A 19,596-nucleotide genomic window follows, 5' to 3' on the forward strand; every position below is an offset into this window, starting at 1 on the left:
GTCAGCACGTGGTGTGGAGCCCCTCCTGACGCCAGGCGGTGATCCCGCCGTCGAGCACGGTCACGGGCAGTGCTCCGTCCGGGCGGTCCGCGATGACGCGCCGCGCCCACGCCGTGGCGCGCTTCCCGGACGCGCACACGACGACGAGCTCCGCGTCCGGAGCGGACGCGCCGAGGTCGTCCGGGGTCAACGAGCCCGGGATGACCCCGGTCGCGCGCTCCTCGTCCGTGCGGACGTCGACCAGCACGATGCCGGCGTCGTCGTCCAGCCGCCGGGCCAGCTCGGCGGGGGCGATCCGCGGTGGCTCCGCGAGCGTCGGCGCCGCGGGACGGACCGATCCGGGACCGCGACGCAGCCGGCTCTCGGTCCAGCGCCAGCGCCGGGCGTCGACGGTGAGCACCCGGCCGAGCAGCGGTTCGCCGAGCCCGGCGACGAGCGCGGTGACCTGCGCGGCCATCACCGCCCCGACCGCGCCGCACAGCGCGGGCAGCACCCCGTCGGCGGCGCAGGACCCCTCGTCCGGCAGGGCCTCGGGGTGCAGGTCGTGGAAGTCGACCGGCTCCTCGGCGGCGTCGTGGAAGACGGAGACCTGCCCGTCGTAGCCGAGGGCGGTCCCCCAGACGAACGGCACCCGCGCCGCGGCGCACGCGTCCGACACCGCGCGGGTGACCTCGACGCTGTCCGCTGCATCGACCACGACGTCGTGGTCGGCGACGTGCTCGGGGCGGAACCGCTCGGCCAGCGCGACGACCTCGACGACGGGGTCGACGCCGCGGACCCGCTCGGCGGCGCACTCGGCCTTCGGACGCCCGACGTCGGCCGCGGCGAACAGGGTCTGGCGTGCCAGGTTCGACGTGTCCACGGTGTCGTGGTCGACGATCGTGATGCGGCCGAGCCCGGCACCGGCCAGGTAGGTCAGCACGGGCGCACCGAGGCCCCCGGCGCCGACGACGAGCACGCGGGCGCCGGCGAGCGCGTCGAGCGCGGGCTGTCCGGCGCCGTCGAGGGCAGCGGTGCGCGACGTGGTCCGCCGTCGGGCGGCGAGCGCCGCGGGGTCGGTGGCGGGGACACCCGACTCGGGCGTGGTCACCGCGCGCGCTCCGGCTGGTCCGGCACCTCGACGGTGACCATCGTGGCCTTGACCGAGGCGACCGCGACGGATCCGACCTCGAGCCCGAGGTCGCGGACGGCCTCGGCGGTCATCAGGGACACCACCCGGTTCGGTCCGGCCTGCAGTTCGACCTGGGCGACGACGCCCTCGACGACCAGGTCGGTGACGATGCCGACGAAGCGGTTCCGCGCCGAGCTGCGCACGCCGGAGGGGTCGTCGAGACCGGCGTCACGACCGCGGACGTGGGCGGCGAGGTCGCGTCCCTCGACCACGGTTCGGCCGGCGGCGTCCTCTGATCGGGGCAGCGTGCCGGCGTCGACGAGGCGTCGGACGGTGTCGTCGCTGACGCCGAGGTACCGTGCAGCATCACGGATGCGGAGTGTCGTCATGGTGTCCGTGACCCTACGGCATGGCGAACTCTCACGGAGGGGACACCGGTACGGGGCACCTGCCCAGCCGGTGCCGCTACCGTCGCGTGCGTGACTGCACCCCAGACCGGCACCATCACCGTCCCCGCCTCCGCCGGGGTCGCGCCGGTCCGTACCCGCCTGCGGTCCGCCTCGACGGCCCTGCGCATCGCCGCGGTCCGCACGCCGGAACTCACTGTCGGCGCCCTGGGCGTCCTCAGCGGGGTGCTCTTCTCGTGGGTCCCGTCGCTCTGGTACGACGAGGCCGCGACGGTCACCAGCGCCACGCGCAGCTGGCCGCAGCTGTGGGCCGAGCTCCACAACGTGGACGCGGTGCACGGCATCTACTACGCGCTCATCCACGCCTGGTTCTGGCTCGTGGGGTACACGCCGTTCACCCTGCGCTTCCCGAGCGCGCTCGCGATCGGCGTCACCGCCGGGCTCGTCGTCGCGCTGGGCCGCCGGCTCGGCGGTCGACGACTCGGCATCGTCGCCGGTCTCGCGTTCCTCGCGCTGCCGCGCGTGCAGTGGGCCGCAGGCGAAGGTCGCCCCTACGCCACGGTCACGACGCTCGCGGTCGGCCTGACCCTCGTCGGCATCACGGCCGTCCGCCGGACCCGTTCCGGGGCGTCGACGTCGTCCAGCGTCCGTTGGTGGGTCGCCTACGGCGTGCTCGCCCTGCTGGCGGTCTGCTTCAACGTCTACCTCGCCCTCGCCGTCGTCTCCCACGCCGTCGCCCTGGGCTGGACCTGGCTGGCCGAGCGCCGGTCCCGCACGTGGACCCGGGGCGCAGGAGCCGGTGGCCCGCTCGTGAGCCGGGTGGTCCTCGTGCGGTGGGTGGTCGCGGCAGCAGCGGCCGCACTGCTCGCGTCACCGCTGGTGCTCGAGGTCGTGGACCAGTCCAAGCAGGTCGCGTGGATCTCCGGCATCACCGGCCGCACTCCCGACCAGGTGTTCGCCACCGCGTGGTTCGGCGGCATCAGCGCCTACGCCGCGGTCGCCTGGACGCTCCTCATCCTCGGTACCGTCTCGGCACTCGTCGCCGCGCACCGCCGGGTCCCGAGCGTGCGGGCCCTGCTGCGTGCCCAGGCGGTCCGGATCGCCCTCCCCTTGGCGCTCCTGCCGACGGGTGCGCTCCTCACCGCGACGGCGCTCGGCAAGCACCTGTACTCCCCCAAGTACGCGTCGCTGAGCATGCCGTTCGTCGCGCTCCTCATCGCCCTCGCCGTCACGGCGCTGCGACGCAGGGCGCTCATCGCGGCGCTGCTCGCGGTCTTCCTGGTCATCAGCGTGCCGAGCGCCATCGACGTGAAGACGCCCCGCGCGAAGCAGGACTCGACGTGGGCGAACGCCGCGTCGATCATCGCCGCCGAGCGGGGCGCGAACACCGGCGCCAACGAGGGGGTCGTGTTCGGCAGCGTCTACGGCCATCCGGGCGCCACGGCGGAGATCATCCGCGTCTCGTACCCGTGGGCGTTCACCGGGATGACCGACCTCGGCATCCGGAAGGACGGCGCGGAGACGGGCGTGCTCTGGAACCAGAACGGCGACCTGGCCTCGACGATCCCGTCGCGCCTCGGCGACATCGACACCGTGTGGTTCGTCGGCGGCACCCCGAAGGCCCGGGACATCCAGCCGGAGACGACCGAGGTCCTCGCCGAGCACGGCTTCCACGTCGAGCAGAAGTGGCGCACCGGACGGGTCGTCATCACCGAGTTCGTCCGCGACTGAGCCCCACGGCGCCACGGGAGGCGTCCGACCAGCAGTCCGTGCCGTTCAGTGCACGACGCGGGCGCCGTGCACCGGCCCCGTCGCCCGGACCGCCACGAGCCCGGCGGCACTGAGCTCGACCTGCACCTCGAGCGCGGCATCGCGGTCTGCGACCAGGAACGCCACGGTCGGCCCGCTCCCCGAGACGATGCCGGCGAGCGCACCGGCCTTCTCACCGACCTCGATGGTCGTCGCCAGCCCCGGCTGCAACCGCATCGCGGGCGCCTGCAGGTCGTTGTGCAGGCAGTCCGCCAGCAGGTCCGCATCACCGGCCCGGAGCGCCTGCAGCACGTTCGCCTCGACCACGGGTGTGGTGGGTGCCGGACGGATGTCGGCGCGGTACCGCTCGCGGTGCTCGTCGAGTGCGCGGTAGACCGCCGGGGTGGAGAGTCCGTCGTCGCTGAGTGCGAGGACCCAGTGGAACTCGCCCTTGGCCAGCGCCGGGCTGAGCTCGTCGCCCCGACCCGTCCCCACGGCGGTGCCCCCGGCGAACGCGAACGGCACGTCGGCGCCGAGCCGGGCCGCCAGGCGCAGCAGCTCGTCCCGTCCGAGCGCGGTGCCCCACAGGGTGTCGCAGGCGAGCAGCGTGGCCGCGGCGTCCGCGGATCCCCCGCCCATCCCCCCGGCGACCGGGACCTGCTTCTCGACGGTGAGCCGCACGCCGCCGCGGTACCCGGCGGCCTCGGCCACGAGTCGGGCGGCGCGGATCGCCAGGTTCGAGTCGTCGGTCGGGACCGCGCTCGTGTCGATCGGTCCCGTGAACCGGACCGAGAAGTCGTCGGCGGGTTCCGCGGTGACGTCCTCGTACAGCGACACCGCCTGGTAGGCCGTCGCCACGTCGTGGTAGCCGTCGTCCTGCAGCGCACCGACGGACAGGAACACGTTGATCTTGCCTGGGGCGCGCACCCGCACGCGGGTCGGTGCGGCCAGCGAGGTCATGCCCCCAACCTATCCCGCTGCGGCCGCCGCGAACCCCCGTGCCAGGTCGGCGAGGATGTCGTCCACGTGCTCGAGCCCGATCGACAGGCGGATGAGGCCCTCGCCGACGCCAGCGGCCGCGCGCTGCTCCGGGGTCATCTGCACGTGGGTCGTCGACGCCGGGTGCACGACGAGCGACCGCACGTCACCGAGGTTCGACACGTGGTCGAAGAGCTCGAGCGCGGCGACGAAGCGTCGACCCGCCGCGACCCCACCGGCCAGGTCGAACGCCAGGACGGCCGACGGGCCCTTCGGCACGTAGCGCTGCTGCAGGTGGTGCCACGGCGACGACGGCAGGCCCGCGTAGTGCACGTGCTCGACCTGTGCGTGGTCGTCCAGCCAGGCGGCCACCGCTCCCGCGTTCGCCACGTGCCGGTCCATCCGGAGCGAGAGCGTCTGGATGCCCTGCAGCACGAGGAAGGCGTTGAACGGCGCGATCGCCGGGCCGAGGTCGGCGGACAGCTTCGACCGGGTGCGCTGGATGAACGCGCGGCGGCCGAACTTCTCGGCGAAGGCCGTGCCGGCGAACCCGGACTGCTCGACCGTCGTGAGCTGCGGGTACTTCTCCGCCTGCGCCGCCCAGTCGAAGTTCCCGCTGTCGACGATGACGCCGGCGATCGCGCTGCCGTGGCCGGCGAGGTACTTCGTCGCCGAGTGCACGACGATGTCGGCGCCGTGCTCGATCGGCCGCACGAGGTACGGCGTCGCGATGGTGTTGTCGACGATGAGCGGCACACCGGCCTCGTGTGCGACGCCGGCCACCCCGGCGAAGTCGAGCACGTCACCGCGCGGGTTCGGGATGCTCTCGCCGTAGAACGCCCGCGTCTCCGGGCGGACCGCGGAGCGCCACTCGTCGAGGTCGGTCGGGTCCTGCACGAACGTGAACGAGATCCCGAGGTCGCTCAGGGTCGAGTGGAAGAGCGTGTAGGTCGCCCCGTAGAGCGACGCCGACGAGACGACGTGGGCACCGGCGCGTGCGACGCCGAGCACCGCCAGCGAGGTCGCCGCCTGCCCGGACGCCAGCGCGAGCGCGCCGACACCGCCCTCGAGGTCCGCGACACGTCGCTCGAGCGCCGCCGCCGAGGGGTTGTTCACCCGCGAGTAGGTGTGACCCGGCGCGTCGAGCATGAACCGGGCCGCGGCGTCCTCACCCGAGGGGTAGACGAAGGCAGCGCTCTGCGCGATCGGGGGCACGTTCGCGCCGAAGCCCGGGTCGGCCTTGTAGCCCGCCCGGATCTGTCGCGTCTCGAACGCCCAGTCGTCCTCGACCGCCATCAGGCGACCGGCTCTGCGGGGACCGCCGCGCGCACGAGCGGGATGACCTGCTCGCCGAAGCGCTCCATCTCCTCGGCCTGCGGCGAGAACTGCAGCAGCAGGGTGTCGACGCCGGCGTCCTCGAACTCGCGGATGCGGTCGGCGACCTGCTGCGGCGTCCCGACGAAGCCGGGGCGCAGACCACGGTTCGACACCGAGTAGTCCTCGAGCGACGGGACGTGCTCGAGCTGCGACTTCGAGATGAAGTCCTGGTACGACTCGTAGGCCTTGCCGTGGCGGACGTCGGTGATGCGCGCCAGCTCGGCCTGCGCCTCCTCCTCGGTCTCGCGGACGATCACGTACGCGGCCATGCCGAACGCCTCGAACGGGGCCGCACCCGCGTCCTCACGGCGGCGCTTCATCTCGGCGATCTTCGTGCGGAGCTCGTCCACCGTGCCGCCGTGCGTCAGGTAGGCGTCGGCGAAGCGCGTGATCGAGCTCTTCCCCGCCTCGCTCTCGCCGCCGGCGTAGATGCGCGGGGTGACGCGCGGCTTCGGCTCGAGGTGCGTGTTCTGCACGTCGTAGTACTCCCCCGTGAACGAGAACGGCGTCTCCGACCACAGGCCCTTCAGGATCGCGACGAACTCCTCGGTCCGTGCGTACCGGTCGTCGTGCTCCGAGAAGATGCCGCCGTACTGGCGCGCCTCCTCGGCCCACCAGGCGCTCACCACGTTGAAGGTGAATCGTCCACACGAGATCTCGTCGATCGTCGCCGCCTGCTTCGCGGTCACCGCCGGCAGGTGGTACCCGGGACGCATCGCCGCCATGATCTCGAGCCGCTCGGTGGTCGCCGCCAGGGCCGCCGCCAGCGCCCACGCCTCGAGGCTCGGCGCCGCCGTCCCCTTGATGTCGTTGAGGTTGAGCTCCGGCACGAGCGTCAGGTCGAAGCCGATCCGCTCGGCTCGCTGGGCGAGCCGCTTGACGTAGTCGAAGGTGACGGGCATGTCCTCGTCCTCGACGTTGCGCAGCCAGCCGCCGAAGAGCGGGGTCCAGTATCCGAATCGCACGTGTGGTTCCTCAGGTGGGTCGTGACGGTCTGGAGGCGCGGGGCGGGCCCGCCACGAGCCTCCAGGCCGGTGGGTGGTGTCGTCTCAGGCCGTGGTCGCCGACGCGGCGTACGCCTGCTCGAGGAGCGCGCCGGTGAAGCGCGCGATCGCGCGCGGCCCGGAGACCGGCGCGACCGCCTCGACGGCGGGGTTGTAGTTCGTGTTGGTGTTGACGTCGTAGACGACGGTGCGGCCGTCCGTGGTCTCCATGAACTCGACGCCGGCGACCTGGATGCGCTGGTCGGCGAGGAACCTGCGGAGCTGCTGTACGAGCGGGTGCTCGGCGGTGACCTCGTCGCGGATGCTGAAGGCGGCCGGTGCACCCGGTGCCGCCGTACCGGGCACGTCGCAGACGGCGCCCGCGATCACCTGCGGGACCTCGCACGCGTCGGCCGGGCAGAGTTCGAAGCTGCCGGCGCTCGTGTCGACCCGGACGGCGTAGACGAACTCGCCACCGACGAACTCGGCGCGGGTGATGAACGGCTCGCGGGCGGTCAGGAGCTCCTGGAGCAGCGTGATGCCGTCGACGGGAGCCTCGAACTCGGGGCTGTCGACGTACGCGTCGAACTCGGCGAGGGTGTCGAAGCGGCGGACGCCGAGGCCCTTGCCGCCCTGGTTGTGCTTCGTGATGAACGGCACGTCTGCGCCGCCGGTGAACGTGCGGGCGGCGTCCTGCAGGGCGGACGACCCGAACACCGCGGTGGTGCGGGGCACGTCGAACCCGGCGTCACGGAGCAGCCCGTGCTGGGCGACCTTCGACACCTCGAGCTCGAGGACGTGGCTGCCGTTCACGACCGTCGCGCCGGAGCGCTCGAGCCAGCCGAGCAGCGCGCGGGCGTACTCCTTGCTGTGCTCGTTGCCGCGGGTGTGGCTCGACGCGGACATCCGCGACCAGTAGACGCCGGGAGCGGGGTCGGCGGACAGGTCGATGCTGCCGAGGGCACCGCCGTCGGTGAGCAGGAGTTCCTCGACCGGGACCCCCTCGGCCGCGAAGGCCTCGGCGAAGGGCGGGAACCACTCGGGGTTCTCGTGGATGACGTACACGCGCGGAGTTGTCACCCGGCCACCCTAGGCACGGTGTCCCTGGGGGTGCCAGGTGTGTGACGCGGGGTTGCGCCGCGCGTCCCGTGGCACAGGTCTCGCCCTCGCTCGTTCCTCACCGGTGTGCGAGGGTGGAACGCATGTCCCACCCCGTGCACGAGGAGACCGTCCGGTCCGGTCGGACGATGACGATCATCGGGTGGGCCGTCATCGCCACCGCCGTCGGGATCGCGGCGCTCGTGCTCGCGGCGCCGGCCGGGTGGCAGGACCAGCCACCGACGGCGTCGGACGTCGGTGTCCTGGTGGTCACGCTCGGCCTCACGGTCGCGCTCGGCATCGGCTCGGTGCTGGTGCGGATGACGGTCCGGGTGGACGAGGTCCTCGAGGTCCGGGTGCGTCCCTGGTGGTACCGGCGACGGATCGCTCCCGTGCAGATCACGGCGGCCGAGGTCGTGCACATGACGGGCGGCAACTCCGGCGGCCTCGGCATCCGGCTCGTCCCGGGCGGCACCGCGGTGTTGCTCGACGGTGGTCCCGGGGTGCAGGTCACGATCCGCGGGGCGCGGTCGCTGCGGTTCCGGTGCAACGAGCCGGACGCCGTCGTCGAGGCACTTCGGGCGCGGGGCGCGTCGACGGACTGAGGATCAGCGCCCGACGCGGTCGCTGTCGAACTGCTGCGTCCCGAGGACGCCGAGGAGCTCGAGCTTCTGCGCGTCCTCGCTCCCGGGCGGCGCGGTGAAGAGCAGGAGCGCCTGTGCCTGGTCGTCCGTGTGCAGCACCTGGCAGTCCACGGTGATCCGTCCGAGTTCGGGCTGCACGATCGTCTTGTTGTCCGACCACCGGGTCGCGACCTCGTGCTGATCCCAGATCTCGCGGAAGGCCGGGCTGCGACGCTGCAGTTCGGCGACGAGCTCGGTCGCCCGACGGTCGTTCGGTCCCGCGAGCCCGACGGCGGCACGGAGCGACGCGACCACCACCCGTCCGAGTCGTCCGTGCTGCTCGGGCGCGTACTTCGCCTGCTCGGTCCCGGAGACGAACCAGCGCCACGCCTGGTAACGCTCGTTGCCCGGTAGGTCGACGGAACCGCCGAGCAGCGCACGGGCGAGCCGGTTCTCGACGAGGGTCTCGCCGAGGTGGCTCACGACGATCGCCGGCGTGTCCTCGAGCCGGTCGAGCACCCGCAGGATGGCCGGGTCGACGTGGTCCGCACGGTGCAGCCGGACCGGGGCGGTGTGTCCGGTGAGGTGGAACAGGTGGTCACGTTCGTCGAGGCTGCACCGCAGCGCCCGGGCGATCGCCGCAACCATCTGCTCGGACGGCTGCGGGCCGCGCTGCTGCTCGAGCCGCGTGTAGTAGTCGACGCTCATCCCGGCGAGGGCGGCGACCTCCTCGCGACGGAGTCCCGGTGTCCGCCGACGTGCACCGCTGCCGAGCCCGACGTCCTCGGGGCGCAGGAGCTCGCGGCGACGGCGCAGGAAGTCGGCGAGGGCGGATCGGTCCATGCCCCCATCGTGCCGTCCCGGCGCTCGGCGAGCCAGGGATCGGCGGTCCCCCGATGCACGCGCCCTGGAGCCGCCCCGGTCGCGGGAGCATCGTGGTCGTCATGGACACCACGAACAGCACCGTCTTCATCTCCGGCGCGACGTCGGGCCTCGGACTGGCCCTCGCCCAGCGCCTGCAGTCCGCGGGCAGCACCGTCGTGATCGGCGGTCGCCGCCAGGACCGCCTGGACGCCCTCGCCGCCGAACACGGCTTCGGTACCGTCGTGATCGACGTCGCCGACGCGGACTCGATCGCCACCGCCGCGGCCGACGTCATCGACCGCTACCCCGCACTCGACGCCGTCGTGACGATGTCGGGCATCATGCGGAACGAGGACCTGCGCGACCCCGGGCACATCGATGACGCGCTCGAGACCGTGCAGACGAACCTGGTCGGCACGATCCGCCTGATCGACGCGTTCCTGACGCACCTGCTGACCCGACCTGCGGCCACGCTCATCACGGTGTCGTCCGGTCTGGCGTTCGTGCCGCTCACCGCCACCCCGACCTACAGCGCCACGAAGGCCGGCGTGCACTCCTACACGCAGGCACTGCGGCAGCAGCTCGTCGGCAGCTCGGTGGAGGTGCTCGAGCTCGCGCCGCCGGCGGTGCAGACGGACCTGATGGGTGGGGCGGACTTCGGCGGGATGCCCCTCGACGCGTTCACCGACGAGGTGATGGGTCTGCTCGAGTCCGGTGCCGCACCCGAGATCCTCGTGCAGAACGTGCAGCCGCTGCGCTGGGCCGAGCGTGACGGGACCCACCAGCAGATCCTCGAGGCGATGGCCGGCCGCGGTCACTGAGCCACGTGCATCGGCCGGGATCAGGTCGAGCGGGAGGGACTCTCCCGCTCGACGCGCTCCCGCTGCGTCAGCGGCGACGACGTCGAGCCGGGCCGACGCTCGCGGAGTCGATGAGCAGCTGCAGGGTCGCGGCGTCGACACTGCCGAACGCTGGGTCGACGGTCACCAGGGCTTCCGCCTCCACCGCGATCGCGGTTGCGACCTGGACGGCACCGCTGGCGGTCAGTCCGTGGTCGGCGACGAGCTCCTCGACGTCGTCCGTGACCGCGTCGATGCTCACCCAGTGCACGCGCGTCGACCACTTCACTTCGTTCCATTCGGCGAGCATCTCCGGTTGGCCGATCGAGTGAGCCGACTCGATGAGTTCCAGTTCGGTCAGACCGCTGTAGTAACAGTCAGTCCCGAGGAGGTCGAGACGCTGGAGGAACGCTGCCGCCTCAGGGTGCCCGCTCGCTCTGGTGTCCATCGCACGCCGGAGGAACCACGAGTCGACGACGACGCTGACGGGCGTACCGACGAACTGCTCGTAGGCGGTGATCCCGAACGATCCCGGGTCATGGAGCGACGACATTCGCCGATCAGCCGCGGTCGAGGAGACGAGATGCAGGACTGAAGTCCCTGCGCGAAACGAAGGAGTGCAACGCGCGGTGCAGCCGTGCCCGTCGCTCTTCGGGCGTTCCCTGAGGCACGGGTGTCCGGGCCTTGATCGAATCGATCTCGTCCTTCGAGAACACGTGGCGCTCGCGCGGCGAAGCCGTCATTCCTGCGACCTTGCTGAGGTCGACGTTGTCGGTGCTCATGATGCTCCTTCGAGGTGGTGTCTCGAGGGACGGTAGAGCCAAGCCGAGCCCCGGCAACAGCACTTCGTATGCATGTCAACCGCCAGGAAAGTCCGGCAGCAAGACGGACGGTGGCTCGACCTGCGCTTCGTGTTCCAGCAGCGCGCCGTCAGTCGGCGGCGAGGACCGTCCGTCCGAGCTGCACGAAGTCGTCCGGCGACAGCGCCTCACCCCGGGCGGTCGGGTCGAGACAGGCGTCGGTCAGCAGTTCCGTTGCACGGGCGCTGGAGCCGAGCACACCGGACAGGCTCTGCCGGAGCATCTTGCGGCGCTGCTGGAACGCCCCGTCGACGAGGGCGAAGACCTGCGCCCGCAGGGCATCGTCGCCTGGACGCTCGCGCCGGTCGAAGCCCACGAGCACGCTGTCGACGTTCGGCACCGGCCAGAACACCTGGCGGCTGATCTGCCCGGCCGTCGACCACGACCCGTACCAGGCCGCCTTGACGCTGGGAGCGCCGTAGACCTTGCTCCCGGGCTCCGCCGCGATGCGGTAGCCCACCTCGGCCTGCACCATCACGAGCACCCGCTCGATGGTGGGGAAGGTCGCGAGCAGGTGCAGCAGCACCGGGACGGAGACGTTGTACGGCAGGTTCGCGACGACGTGCGTCGGCTCCTCGGGCAGTTCGTCCGCGGTCACGGCGAGTGCGTCCTGGTGGACGACCTGCAGACGTGCGTCGGGCTGCATGAGCGAGACGGTCGTCGGGAGCTGCGCCGCGAGGCGGCCGTCGATCTCCACGGCAGTGACCGAGGCGCCGGTCTCGGTCAGGCCGAGGGTCAGCGACCCCAGGCCCGGTCCGATCTCGAGCACGCGGGAGTCCGGCGTGACCCGGCCGGCCGAGACGATGCGGCGCACGGTGTTGGCGTCGTGCACGAAGTTCTGGCCGAGCTTCTTCGTCGGGGTGACGTCGAGCTTGGCGGCGAGGTCCCGGATCTCTGCCGGGCCGAGCAGCGCGCCCACGGCTACTGGTCCACCGTGACGGGCTCGGCGTCCCACGCCCCGTAGACGAGCTCGGTCGTCGAGGCGATCTGCGCCGCGAGCATCGACGGGTCGGTGCCGAGGGTCTCGGCCATCGACCGGAGCGTGAGCGGGATGAGGTACGGCGCGTTGGGCCGTCCGCGGTACGGCGTCGGCGTCAGGAAGGGCGCGTCGGTCTCGATCATGACGAGGTGGCGCGGTGCGACCTCGAGGGCGTCACGCAGCGACTGCGCGTTCTTGAAGGTCACGGTGCCGGCGAACGACATGTACCAGCCGCGTTCGGCGCAGAGCCGGGCGAGGTCCGGGCCGCCGGAGAAGCAGTGGAACACGGTCTTCTCGGGAGCGCCGACACGGTCGAGCACCTCGACCACGGCGTCGTGCGCGTCGCGGTCGTGGATCGTCAGCGCGAGGTCGTGCTCCTTCGCGATCCGGATGTGCTCCTCGAACGAACGGACCTGTGCGGCACGGCCGTCCTCACCCGTCCGGAAGAAGTCGAGCCCGGTCTCGCCGATCGCGCGGACCCGGGGCAGCGCCGCGAGCCGTTCGATCCCGGCGAGGTGCTCGTCGAGCAACCCCTGCTCGTCGAGCACGGGTGCCTCGTTCGGGTGCAGCGCGACGGCTGCCAGCACGCGGGGCTCCCGCGCGGCGATCTGCGCGGACCACTCCGACGTGGCCAGGTCGGTGCCGACCTGCACGACGCCGCGGACGCCGACGCTCGACGCGCGGTCGAGGTGCTCGCGGTAGTCGAGCGGACCGTCGCCGCCCTCGCCGACACCGTCGGCGATCTCCATGTGCGTGTGGTTGTCGTACACCGGCACGACGAGCGCCTGCGGCAGCGGCGGGTAGCTCAGGTCGCGCTTCGAGCCGCCGGACGCCCCCTCGCCCCGTGCCCGGACGTGCGAGGCGTCGGCCGCGTCGGTCACGCTGCGCCCTGCTCGGGCTGCTGCTCGATGCGCGGGAACAGGCCGGACCCGAGCGGCGCGACGGTCTCGGCGCCCTGCCACTCCCAGGCGCGGTCGACCCGCTGCTCGGTCACGGAGCCGCCGGCGCCGATCGAGGCCCAGAGCTTCTCGGTCGCCTTCGGCATCACCGGGGACACCAGGACGTTCACGGTGCCGAGACCGCGGAGCGCCGTCGTCAGGACGGTACCGAGGCGCTCACGCTCCGCCTCGTCCTTCGCCAGCGCCCACGGCTCCTGCTCGGTGATGTACCCGTTCAGTGCGTCGACGAGCCCCCACACGGCGGCGATCGCCTCGTGCGGGGCGAACGCCTCGATCGCGGCGTCGGCGCGCTCGGTGACGGACACCGCCAGGGCGTCGATCGCCCGGTCCGAGTCGGTCAGCTCGGCACGCTCGGGGACCGCGCCGTCGAAGTACTTCTGCAGCATGGCGACGAGGCGCGAAGCCAGGTTGCCGAAGCCGTTCGCGAGGTCGGCCGAGTACCGGGCGGAGATGTCCTCCCAGCTGAAGTTGCCGTCCTGCCCGAACGTGATCGCACGGAGGAAGTAGTAGCGGAACGCGTCGGAGCCGAACGTGTCGGTGATCTCCGACGGCGCGATGCCGGTCAGCTTCGACTTGGACATCTTCTCGCCACCGACGAGGAGCCAGCCGTGCCCGAAGACGCGCTCCGGCACCGGGAGCCCTGCGGCCATGAGCATCGCGGGCCAGATCACGGCGTGGAAGCGGGCGATGTCCTTGCCGACGATGTGCACGCTCGGCCAGAGGCGCTGGAAGGCCTCGTCGTCGTCCGACCCGTAGCCGAGCGCCGTGACGTAGTTGAGCAGGGCGTCGAACCACACGTAGAGCACGTGGTCGTGGTCCCAGGGGATCTGGATGCCCCAGTCGAAGCTCGACCGCGAGATCGACAGGTCGCGCAGGCCCTGCTTGACGAAGGAGACGATCTCGTTGCGGACGCTCTCGGGCTGGATGAACTGCGGGTTCGACTCGTACAGGTCGAGCAGGCGCTGCTCGAAGTCGCTCATCCGGAAGAAGTAGTTGCGCTCGGCCAGCACCTCGACCGGGATCGAGTGGATCGCGCAGACCTGCTGCCCCTCGTACGCACCGGTGCCGGGCACCAGGTCGCTCGGCTGCTTGTACTCCTCGCACCCGACGCAGTAGAAGCCCTCGAACTCGCCGGCGTAGATGTAGCCGTCGTCGTACAGCTTCTGCAGGAACGCCGTCACACCGCGCTCGTGGCGCTCGTCGGTGGTGCGGATGAAGTCGTCGTTCGCGACGTCGACCGTGTCGAGCAGCGGCTTCCACGCGTCGGTGACGAGGCGGTCGGCCCACTCCTTCGGGGAGACGTCGTTCGCGCTGGCGGTGCGCAGGATCTTCTGGCCGTGCTCGTCGGTCCCCGTGAGCAGCCAGGTGTCGTCACCCCGCTGGCGGTGCCAGCGCGCCATGAAGTCCGCGGCGACCTCGGTGTAGGCGTGCCCGATGTGGGGCACGTCGTTCACGTAGAAGATCGGCGTGGTGATGCTGAACGAGGACCCGTCGGACATGCGGACCATCCTACGGGCGGGCGGCGGACCGATGACGCGCCCCGCGCGCCACCTGTGGAGAACCGGACCGGAGGACCGGGGTCGGCCCGAGCCGCGCCTCCCGTCCGGCCGTCATCGCGTCTACCGCGCCGCGAGCGCGCCCTCGTACAGGTCGCGCTTCGACAGCCCGGTCGCGTCCGCGACCGCTGCGGCGGCCTCCTTCATGCGCGACCCGGCGGCGACCCGCTCGAGCACGAGCCGGACGCCGTCCTCGATGCTCGTGACGTCGAGCGCGCCGGTGGAGCCCTCGACCACGACGCAGATCTCGCCGCGCACCCCGTCGGCCGCCCACGCGGCGAGCGCGGCGAGCGAGTCGCGCCGGACCTCCTCGTGCAGCTTCGTCAGCTCGCGGCAGACGACCGCGCGGCGGTCGTCGCCGAACCCGGCGGCCATGTCGGTGAGCGTGTCGGCGAGCCGGTGCGGCGACTCGAAGAAGACCATCGTCCGCTGCTCCCCCGCGAGCGACGCGAACAGTCGCCGGCGCTCCCCCGCCTTGCGGGTCGGGAAGCCCTCGAAGCTGAAGCGATCCGTCGGCAGACCGGAGACGGCGAGCGCCGTGAGGACGGCCGACGGTCCGGGCAGGGCCGTGACCGTCACCCCCGCGGCCGCAGCGGCCTCGACCAGGGGGAACCCCGGATCGCTGATCGCCGGCATCCCGGCGTCGGTGAGGACCACGACGTCCTCGTCGCGGGCGAGCTCGACGACCTCGGAGGCCTTCGCACGCTCGTTGTGCTCGTGCAGCGCGATGAGGCGCGGCCGGTTCTCGATGCCGAGCGCGCGCATCAGGTGGATCGCGGTCCGGGTGTCCTCGGCGGCGACCACGCTCGCGTTCGACAGGGTCTCGACGAGCCGGCGCGACGCGTCGCCGAGGTTGCCGATGGGCGTTGCTGCGAGGACGATCACCTCCCCATTGTGGTGCCAGGTCCGCCGTGGCGGCGATCCGTAGGATGCAGGCGATGACCAGCGAGCTGACCGACGACCGCACCGCCCTCGTCGACGGACCGGTCGGCTCCCGCCTCGACGACTGGTGGAGCCGGGTCCTGTCGACGTCGCGTCGCGTCGCGCTCTGGCGGTGGTCGGGACCGATCGCGGTGACCCTCCTGGCAGCCGTGCTCCGACTGGTCGGGCTCGGACACCCGCACTCGCTCGTGTTCGACGAGACGTACTACGTCAAGGACGGCTGGTCGATCGTGCGCCTCGGGTACGAGGGCACCTGGCCGGCGAACCCCTCCGACGACGGCGCCCCGACGACCGACCAGCGCTTCGCGGACGGCGAGACCGACCTGTACTCGCGGGCGGCGGAGTTCATCGCGCACCCGCCGCTCGGCAAGTACCTGATCGGCCTCGGCATGCTGCTGTTCGGCGCCGACAGCTCGTTCGGGTGGCGGTTCACGGTCGCCGTGCTCGGTACCGCGACCGTGTTCCTGACCGCGGTCATCGCCCGGTCGCTGTTCCGCTCGACGGCGATCGGGACGCTCGCCGGCTTCCTGCTCGCGATCGACGGGCAGGCCATCGTGCTGTCGCGCGTCACGCTGCTGGACGGCATCCTGACGTTCTTCGTCGTGCTCGGTGCGGGCGCACTGCTGCTCGACCGGCGGTGGGCGCAGCGGCGGCTCGACGACTGGGTCCGACGGCGGGCGGACGACGGTCGGGACACGCTGTGGGGACCGGTGCTGCTGTGGCGACCGTGGCTCCTCGCGATGGGCGTCGCGCTCGGCCTGGCGTCCGCGACGAAGTGGTCCGGACTGTACTTCCTGGCGTTCTTCGCCCTGTACTCCGTGCTCAGCGACGTGGTGATGCGCCGCCGCGCGGGTGTGACCTTCTGGTCGTCGAGCGCGTTCCTGCAGCAGGCACCGGTGACGTTCCTGCTCACGGTGCCGATCGCCGCCGTGACCTACCTGGCCTCGTGGACGGGGTGGTTCCGGACCTCCGGCGGCTGGGACCGGGACTGGATCGCCTCCGGCGGGGAGCGCTGGACGGGCATGTTGGCTTGGGTGCCGGACTCGTTCCAGAACTGGTGGCACTACCAGTCGGAGATCTACGGCTTCAACATCGGCCTGCACACCCCGCACTCGTACCAGGCGAACCCGCTGCTGTGGCTCGTCATGCAACGACCGACGTCGATGTACTACGTCGGCGCGAACCGCGGTCAGGACGGCTGCTGGGCGGACCGCTGCGGCGAGGCGATCACCGGCATCGCGAACCCGTTCATCTGGTACGCCTCGGTGATCGCGGCGGTCGCCCTGCTCGTGCTCTTCGTGCTGCGGCGCCGGTGGGAGTACGGCTTCGTGCTGATCGGTGTCGCGGGCGGGTACCTGCCGTGGCTGCTGTACACCGACCGAACGGTGTTCCAGTTCTACACGGTGGCGTTCGAGCCGTTCCTCGTGATGGGACTGGCTGCGGCGATCGGGCTCGTCGCCGGGTCACGGACCGATCCGCGGCCGCGACGCACGAGGGCGCTGGTGTGGATCGGGGTGTACCTCGGCGTGGTCGTGCTGGCATCTGCGTACTGGTACCCGATGTGGACCGGGCTGCAGATGCCCTGGGACTTCATCCGGTCGCACTACTGGCTGCCGAGCTGGCTGTAGCCGTCCGGTCCGGACGCGACGGTCCGGTCCGTGTCGGTGCACCACTGTCGGACGGGAGGCGCGGTGCGGCGCCGCCACGCGCCTCCCGTCCGGTGGGCCGTCGCGACGGGATCCGTCAGGGCTGGCCGTGCAGCGCGCGTTCGATGGCGGCGCGGTCGAGCGGCGCGCCGACCATCGGGTCGGTGGTGCCGCCGGGCAGCACGCCCTCGAGCACGACCTCGGCGTAGCGGCGCCAGGCGTCCGGGTCCTGCGCGCGGGTCGTGTCGGCGACGGCGCCGACCATCGTGGTGAGCATCGGGAGGTCGGCGTAGCTGAACCCGGCCCGCACGACCCCGGCGGTGGCGGCACGCTCGATGATCGTCGCGACCTGGCGCTCGAGCCGGTCACGCTCGCTGACGATCGACGGTCGCGCCTTCCCGGCACGCACGATGGCGTCGGCCAGGGCGCGGTCGCGGGCGCGGAACTCGAACACGCCCATCAGGTAGACGCGCAGTGCCTCGCGCGGATCGGTCTCCTGTGCGGCGCGGGCAGCGGCGGCGTTCATCGCCTCGAACTTGGTGGCGAGGAGCGCCTCGATCAGGGCGTCCTTGTCGGCGAACCGGCGGTAGACCGTCCCGACGCCGACACCGGCCTCGTGCGCGATGTCGTTGAGCGTGACCGACAACCCGCGCTCGGCGAAGCACCTGCGGGCGGTCTGCAGGATCAGCTCGCGGTTGCGCGCGGCATCGGCGCGCAGGGGGCGCTCGAGGTCGTGCGCGGTGTCGGTGGTGCTCACGGCATCGACCGTAGTTGAAGATTCTGGGAACAAACGGATGCGGTGCCTCCGTTTCGGTCTACACTCGACACAACCGGATGCACCACATCCGGTTCCCCCTCCTCGCGAAGCGCTCGACGGCGCGTGCTCCGCCACCTCCACCCTTCTCAGAAGGAGGCTGCCGTGACGGCAGAACAGACCGTGCCTGCCCCGACCGGGTCGGTACCCACGACGACCGGCCGCGCTGCCGGCACCACGCCCGGCTCCGGCTCCGACCGCGCCAACCACCGCTGGATCGCGCTGGCGGTCATCGCCCTCGCCCAGCTCATGGTCGTGCTCGACGCGACCATCGTGAACATCGCCCTCCCGTCGGCACAGGCCGACCTCGGCTTCGGCACCGACCAGCGGCAGTGGATCGTCACCGCCTACTCGCTGGCGTTCGGCTCCCTGCTGCTGCTCGGCGGTCGCCTCGGTGACCTGTTCGGCCGGAAGACCACCTTCATCGTCGGCCTGGTCGGGTTCGCCCTGGCCTCGGTGCTCGGCGGCCTCGCGGACTCGTTCGGCCTGCTCGTCGCCGCCCGCGCACTGCAGGGTGTCTTCGGCGCCCTGCTCGCCCCCTCGGCACTCGGCATGCTCACCACGACCTTCCGCGACCCGAAGGAACGCGGCCGGGCCTTCGGCATCTTCGGGTCGATCGCCGGCTCCGGTGCGGCGATCGGTCTGCTGCTCGGCGGCGTGCTCACCGAGTACGCGTCCTGGCGCTGGTGCCTCTACGTGAACGTCGTGTTCGCGGTGCTCGGCGTCGTCGGCGCACTCGTCTTCATGGCGAAGCCGCCGAAGGTCGAGCGTCCCCGCATCGATGTCGCCGGGGTCCTGACGATCACCGCCGGCCTGGTCGGCATCGTCTACGGGTTCTCGAACGCCGAGTCGAACGGCTGGGACGCCCCGCTCACGATCGTCATGCTCGCCGCCGGTGTCCTGCTCGTCGCCGCGTTCGTCGTGATCGAGACGCGCGTCGCGCACCCGCTGCTGCCGCTCCGTGTCGTCCTCGACCGCGACCGCGGTGGTGCCTTCATCGCGATCGGTCTCGTGGCGATCGGCATGTTCGGCATCTTCCTGTTCCTGACCTACTACCTCGAGCAGACCCTCGGCTTCAGCTCGCTGCAGACCGGCCTGGCGTTCCTGCCGATGCCGCTGTCGATCATGGTCTCGGCGACCCAGATCGGCGGTCGCCTGCTCCCCCGCGTCGGCCCGAAGGTCCTGATCTTCGCCGGCGGCCTGGTCGCTGCGACCGGACTCCTGCTGCTGCTCCGCACCCAGGTCGACAGCACCTACGCGGGAACCGTCCTGCCGGCACTGATCGTGATCGGGCTCGGCATGGGCACGATCTTCTCGTCCGCCATGAACACGGCGACGACCGGGGTCGCCCGCGCGGACGCCGGTGTCGCCTCGGCGACGGTGAACACCATGCAGCAGATCGGCGGCTCGATCGGCACGGCCCTGCTCTCGACGATCTTCGCCGACGTCGTGAAGGACAGCCTGTCGGGCCTCTCGGCAGCGCCGACCGAGCTCCAGCAGGCCCAGGCCGTGATCGACGGGTACCACGTGGCCTTCGGCATCTCGGCCGGGGTGCTCGTGCTCGTCGCCCTGGCCGGCGGTCTGCTCATCAACCGGCAGTCGGTGCGGCTCGCGAAGCTCGAGCGCGCGTCGGCGGCAACGACGGGGAGCATCCCGGCCGCGGCGCACTAGCCCGACTGGCCGGCCGCCCGGCTGGCTCGGCTGCGGGCTGCCCGGCTGCCCACGGCTCTGCGACATCCCACGCGTCGATCGACGCGTGGGATGTCGCGTTCGGCGCGGATGCCAGGGCCGCAGCCGAACGAACGGTCGAC

Annotated in this window: 19 protein-coding genes; 5 read left to right on the forward strand and 14 right to left on the reverse strand. The window is 71.8% G+C overall.

Annotated features, from left to right (window positions below; translation table 11 throughout):
* Position 1: 1 nt before the first annotated feature.
* The gene (locus LCG91_RS12760; protein WP_224441599.1) at positions 2–1,090 is read right to left on the reverse strand and encodes a HesA/MoeB/ThiF family protein; all 1,089 of its coding nucleotides are present in this window, start codon (positions 1,088–1,090) and stop codon (positions 2–4) included.
* Positions 1,087–1,500, reverse strand: a complete 414-nt coding sequence (locus LCG91_RS12765) for a molybdopterin-binding protein (protein WP_058727992.1) — start codon at positions 1,498–1,500, stop codon at positions 1,087–1,089. Before LCG91_RS12765 ends, LCG91_RS12760 begins: the two co-directional genes overlap by 4 nt.
* 90 nt (positions 1,501–1,590) lie before the next feature.
* Between LCG91_RS12765 and LCG91_RS12770 the strand changes: the two genes are divergently transcribed.
* Positions 1,591–3,249 carry a glycosyltransferase family 39 protein gene (locus LCG91_RS12770; protein WP_224441600.1) on the forward strand — a complete coding sequence of 553 codons (1,659 nt, stop codon included), beginning with the start codon at positions 1,591–1,593 and terminating at the stop codon, positions 3,247–3,249.
* 45 nt (positions 3,250–3,294) lie between these two features.
* Here the strand turns inward: LCG91_RS12770 and LCG91_RS12775 are convergent, their stop codons facing one another.
* The 4 genes from LCG91_RS12775 to LCG91_RS12790 form a co-directional block, all read right to left on the reverse strand.
* Complete coding sequence (locus tag LCG91_RS12775; RefSeq protein ID WP_224441601.1) at positions 3,295–4,227, reverse strand: 4-(cytidine 5'-diphospho)-2-C-methyl-D-erythritol kinase; 933 nt, start codon at positions 4,225–4,227, stop codon at positions 3,295–3,297.
* Between the two features lie 9 nt (positions 4,228–4,236).
* Complete coding sequence (locus LCG91_RS12780) at positions 4,237–5,541, reverse strand: O-acetylhomoserine aminocarboxypropyltransferase/cysteine synthase family protein (RefSeq protein ID WP_224441602.1); 1,305 nt, start codon at positions 5,539–5,541, stop codon at positions 4,237–4,239.
* Entirely contained in the window at positions 5,541–6,587 is a 1,047-nt protein-coding gene (locus LCG91_RS12785; protein WP_058727988.1) for an LLM class flavin-dependent oxidoreductase, read from the reverse strand. The genes LCG91_RS12780 and LCG91_RS12785 overlap by 1 nt, the downstream gene beginning before the upstream one ends.
* An 84-nt stretch (positions 6,588–6,671) precedes the next feature.
* A complete protein-coding gene (locus LCG91_RS12790) occupies positions 6,672–7,685 on the reverse strand; it encodes a RimK family alpha-L-glutamate ligase (protein ID WP_058727987.1) in 1,014 nt (337 codons plus the stop codon).
* 122 nt (positions 7,686–7,807) lie between these two features.
* On the opposite strand from LCG91_RS12790, the gene LCG91_RS12795 reads away from it, so the two are divergent.
* A complete protein-coding gene (locus tag LCG91_RS12795; protein WP_224441603.1) occupies positions 7,808–8,308 on the forward strand; it encodes a hypothetical protein in 501 nt (166 codons plus the stop codon).
* A 3-nt stretch (positions 8,309–8,311) separates the two neighbouring features.
* On the opposite strand, the gene LCG91_RS12800 is transcribed toward LCG91_RS12795, so the two are convergent.
* Complete coding sequence (locus LCG91_RS12800) at positions 8,312–9,169, reverse strand: helix-turn-helix transcriptional regulator (RefSeq protein ID WP_058749642.1); 858 nt, start codon at positions 9,167–9,169, stop codon at positions 8,312–8,314.
* Positions 9,170–9,270: 101 nt separating this feature from the next.
* On the opposite strand from LCG91_RS12800, the gene LCG91_RS12805 reads away from it, so the two are divergent.
* On the forward strand, positions 9,271–10,011 hold the full coding sequence (locus LCG91_RS12805; RefSeq protein ID WP_224441604.1) for an SDR family oxidoreductase: 741 nt from the start codon (positions 9,271–9,273) through the stop codon (positions 10,009–10,011).
* 67 nt (positions 10,012–10,078) lie between these two features.
* Here LCG91_RS12805 and LCG91_RS12810 read toward each other — a convergent pair whose 3' ends face one another.
* The 6 genes from LCG91_RS12810 to rsmI all read right to left on the reverse strand — a co-directional run bounded on the left by LCG91_RS12810 (position 10,079) and on the right by rsmI (position 15,268).
* Positions 10,079–10,582, reverse strand: a complete 504-nt coding sequence (locus tag LCG91_RS12810; RefSeq protein ID WP_224441605.1) for a type II toxin-antitoxin system VapC family toxin — start codon at positions 10,580–10,582, stop codon at positions 10,079–10,081.
* A gap of 7 nt (positions 10,583–10,589) precedes the next feature.
* Positions 10,590–10,811 carry a hypothetical protein gene (locus tag LCG91_RS12815; RefSeq protein WP_137768070.1) on the reverse strand — a complete coding sequence of 74 codons (222 nt, stop codon included), beginning with the start codon at positions 10,809–10,811 and terminating at the stop codon, positions 10,590–10,592.
* A 148-nt stretch (positions 10,812–10,959) separates the two neighbouring features.
* Entirely contained in the window at positions 10,960–11,808 is an 849-nt protein-coding gene (gene rsmA, locus LCG91_RS12820) for a 16S rRNA (adenine(1518)-N(6)/adenine(1519)-N(6))-dimethyltransferase RsmA (RefSeq protein ID WP_224441606.1), read from the reverse strand.
* A gap of 2 nt (positions 11,809–11,810) precedes the next feature.
* Positions 11,811–12,749 (reverse strand): TatD family hydrolase, encoded by a 939-nt coding sequence (locus tag LCG91_RS12825; RefSeq protein WP_175416024.1) that lies wholly within the window; start codon positions 12,747–12,749, stop codon positions 11,811–11,813.
* Positions 12,746–14,326 (reverse strand): methionine--tRNA ligase, encoded by a 1,581-nt coding sequence (gene metG / locus LCG91_RS12830; protein WP_224441607.1) that lies wholly within the window; start codon positions 14,324–14,326, stop codon positions 12,746–12,748. Before metG ends, LCG91_RS12825 begins: the two co-directional genes overlap by 4 nt.
* Before the next feature lie 120 nt (positions 14,327–14,446).
* Positions 14,447–15,268: a 16S rRNA (cytidine(1402)-2'-O)-methyltransferase gene (gene rsmI / locus LCG91_RS12835; RefSeq protein ID WP_058727980.1), complete on the reverse strand. Its 822-nt coding sequence runs from the start codon at positions 15,266–15,268 to the stop codon at positions 14,447–14,449.
* Positions 15,269–15,321: 53 nt separating this feature from the next.
* On the opposite strand from rsmI, the gene LCG91_RS12840 reads away from it, so the two are divergent.
* Positions 15,322–16,953 (forward strand): dolichyl-phosphate-mannose--protein mannosyltransferase, encoded by a 1,632-nt coding sequence (locus LCG91_RS12840; protein ID WP_224441608.1) that lies wholly within the window; start codon positions 15,322–15,324, stop codon positions 16,951–16,953.
* 115 nt (positions 16,954–17,068) lie between these two features.
* On the opposite strand, the gene LCG91_RS12845 is transcribed toward LCG91_RS12840, so the two are convergent.
* The gene (locus LCG91_RS12845) at positions 17,069–17,728 is read right to left on the reverse strand and encodes a TetR/AcrR family transcriptional regulator (protein WP_058727979.1); all 660 of its coding nucleotides are present in this window, start codon (positions 17,726–17,728) and stop codon (positions 17,069–17,071) included.
* 162 nt (positions 17,729–17,890) lie between these two features.
* Here LCG91_RS12845 and LCG91_RS12850 point away from each other — a divergent pair, with 162 nt between their 5' ends.
* Complete coding sequence (locus LCG91_RS12850; RefSeq protein WP_224441609.1) at positions 17,891–19,456, forward strand: MFS transporter; 1,566 nt, start codon at positions 17,891–17,893, stop codon at positions 19,454–19,456.
* Positions 19,457–19,596: the final 140 nt, after the last annotated feature.

This window comes from Curtobacterium sp. TXMA1, assembly GCF_020162095.1.
Taxonomy (GTDB): domain Bacteria; phylum Actinomycetota; class Actinomycetes; order Actinomycetales; family Microbacteriaceae; genus Curtobacterium.

What these genes read in the sequence shown, in the direction of transcription:
- LCG91_RS12840 (WP_224441608.1), top strand. Translation starts at nt 15,322, where the DNA reads ATGACCAGCGAGCTGACCGACGACCGCACCGCCCTCGTCGACGGACCG.
- LCG91_RS12805 (WP_224441604.1), top strand. Translation starts at nt 9,271, where the DNA reads ATGGACACCACGAACAGCACCGTCTTCATCTCCGGCGCGACGTCGGGC.
- LCG91_RS12780 (WP_224441602.1), bottom strand. Translation starts at nt 5,541, where the DNA reads ATGGCGGTCGAGGACGACTGGGCGTTCGAGACGCGACAGATCCGGGCG.
- LCG91_RS12810 (WP_224441605.1), bottom strand. Translation starts at nt 10,582, where the DNA reads ATGTCGTCGCTCCATGACCCGGGATCGTTCGGGATCACCGCCTACGAG.
- LCG91_RS12795 (WP_224441603.1), top strand. Translation starts at nt 7,808, where the DNA reads ATGTCCCACCCCGTGCACGAGGAGACCGTCCGGTCCGGTCGGACGATG.
- LCG91_RS12815 (WP_137768070.1), bottom strand. Translation starts at nt 10,811, where the DNA reads ATGAGCACCGACAACGTCGACCTCAGCAAGGTCGCAGGAATGACGGCT.
- LCG91_RS12765 (WP_058727992.1), bottom strand. Translation starts at nt 1,500, where the DNA reads ATGACGACACTCCGCATCCGTGATGCTGCACGGTACCTCGGCGTCAGC.
- LCG91_RS12775 (WP_224441601.1), bottom strand. Translation starts at nt 4,227, where the DNA reads ATGACCTCGCTGGCCGCACCGACCCGCGTGCGGGTGCGCGCCCCAGGC.
- LCG91_RS12800 (WP_058749642.1), bottom strand. Translation starts at nt 9,169, where the DNA reads ATGGACCGATCCGCCCTCGCCGACTTCCTGCGCCGTCGCCGCGAGCTC.
- metG (WP_224441607.1), bottom strand. Translation starts at nt 14,326, where the DNA reads ATGTCCGACGGGTCCTCGTTCAGCATCACCACGCCGATCTTCTACGTG.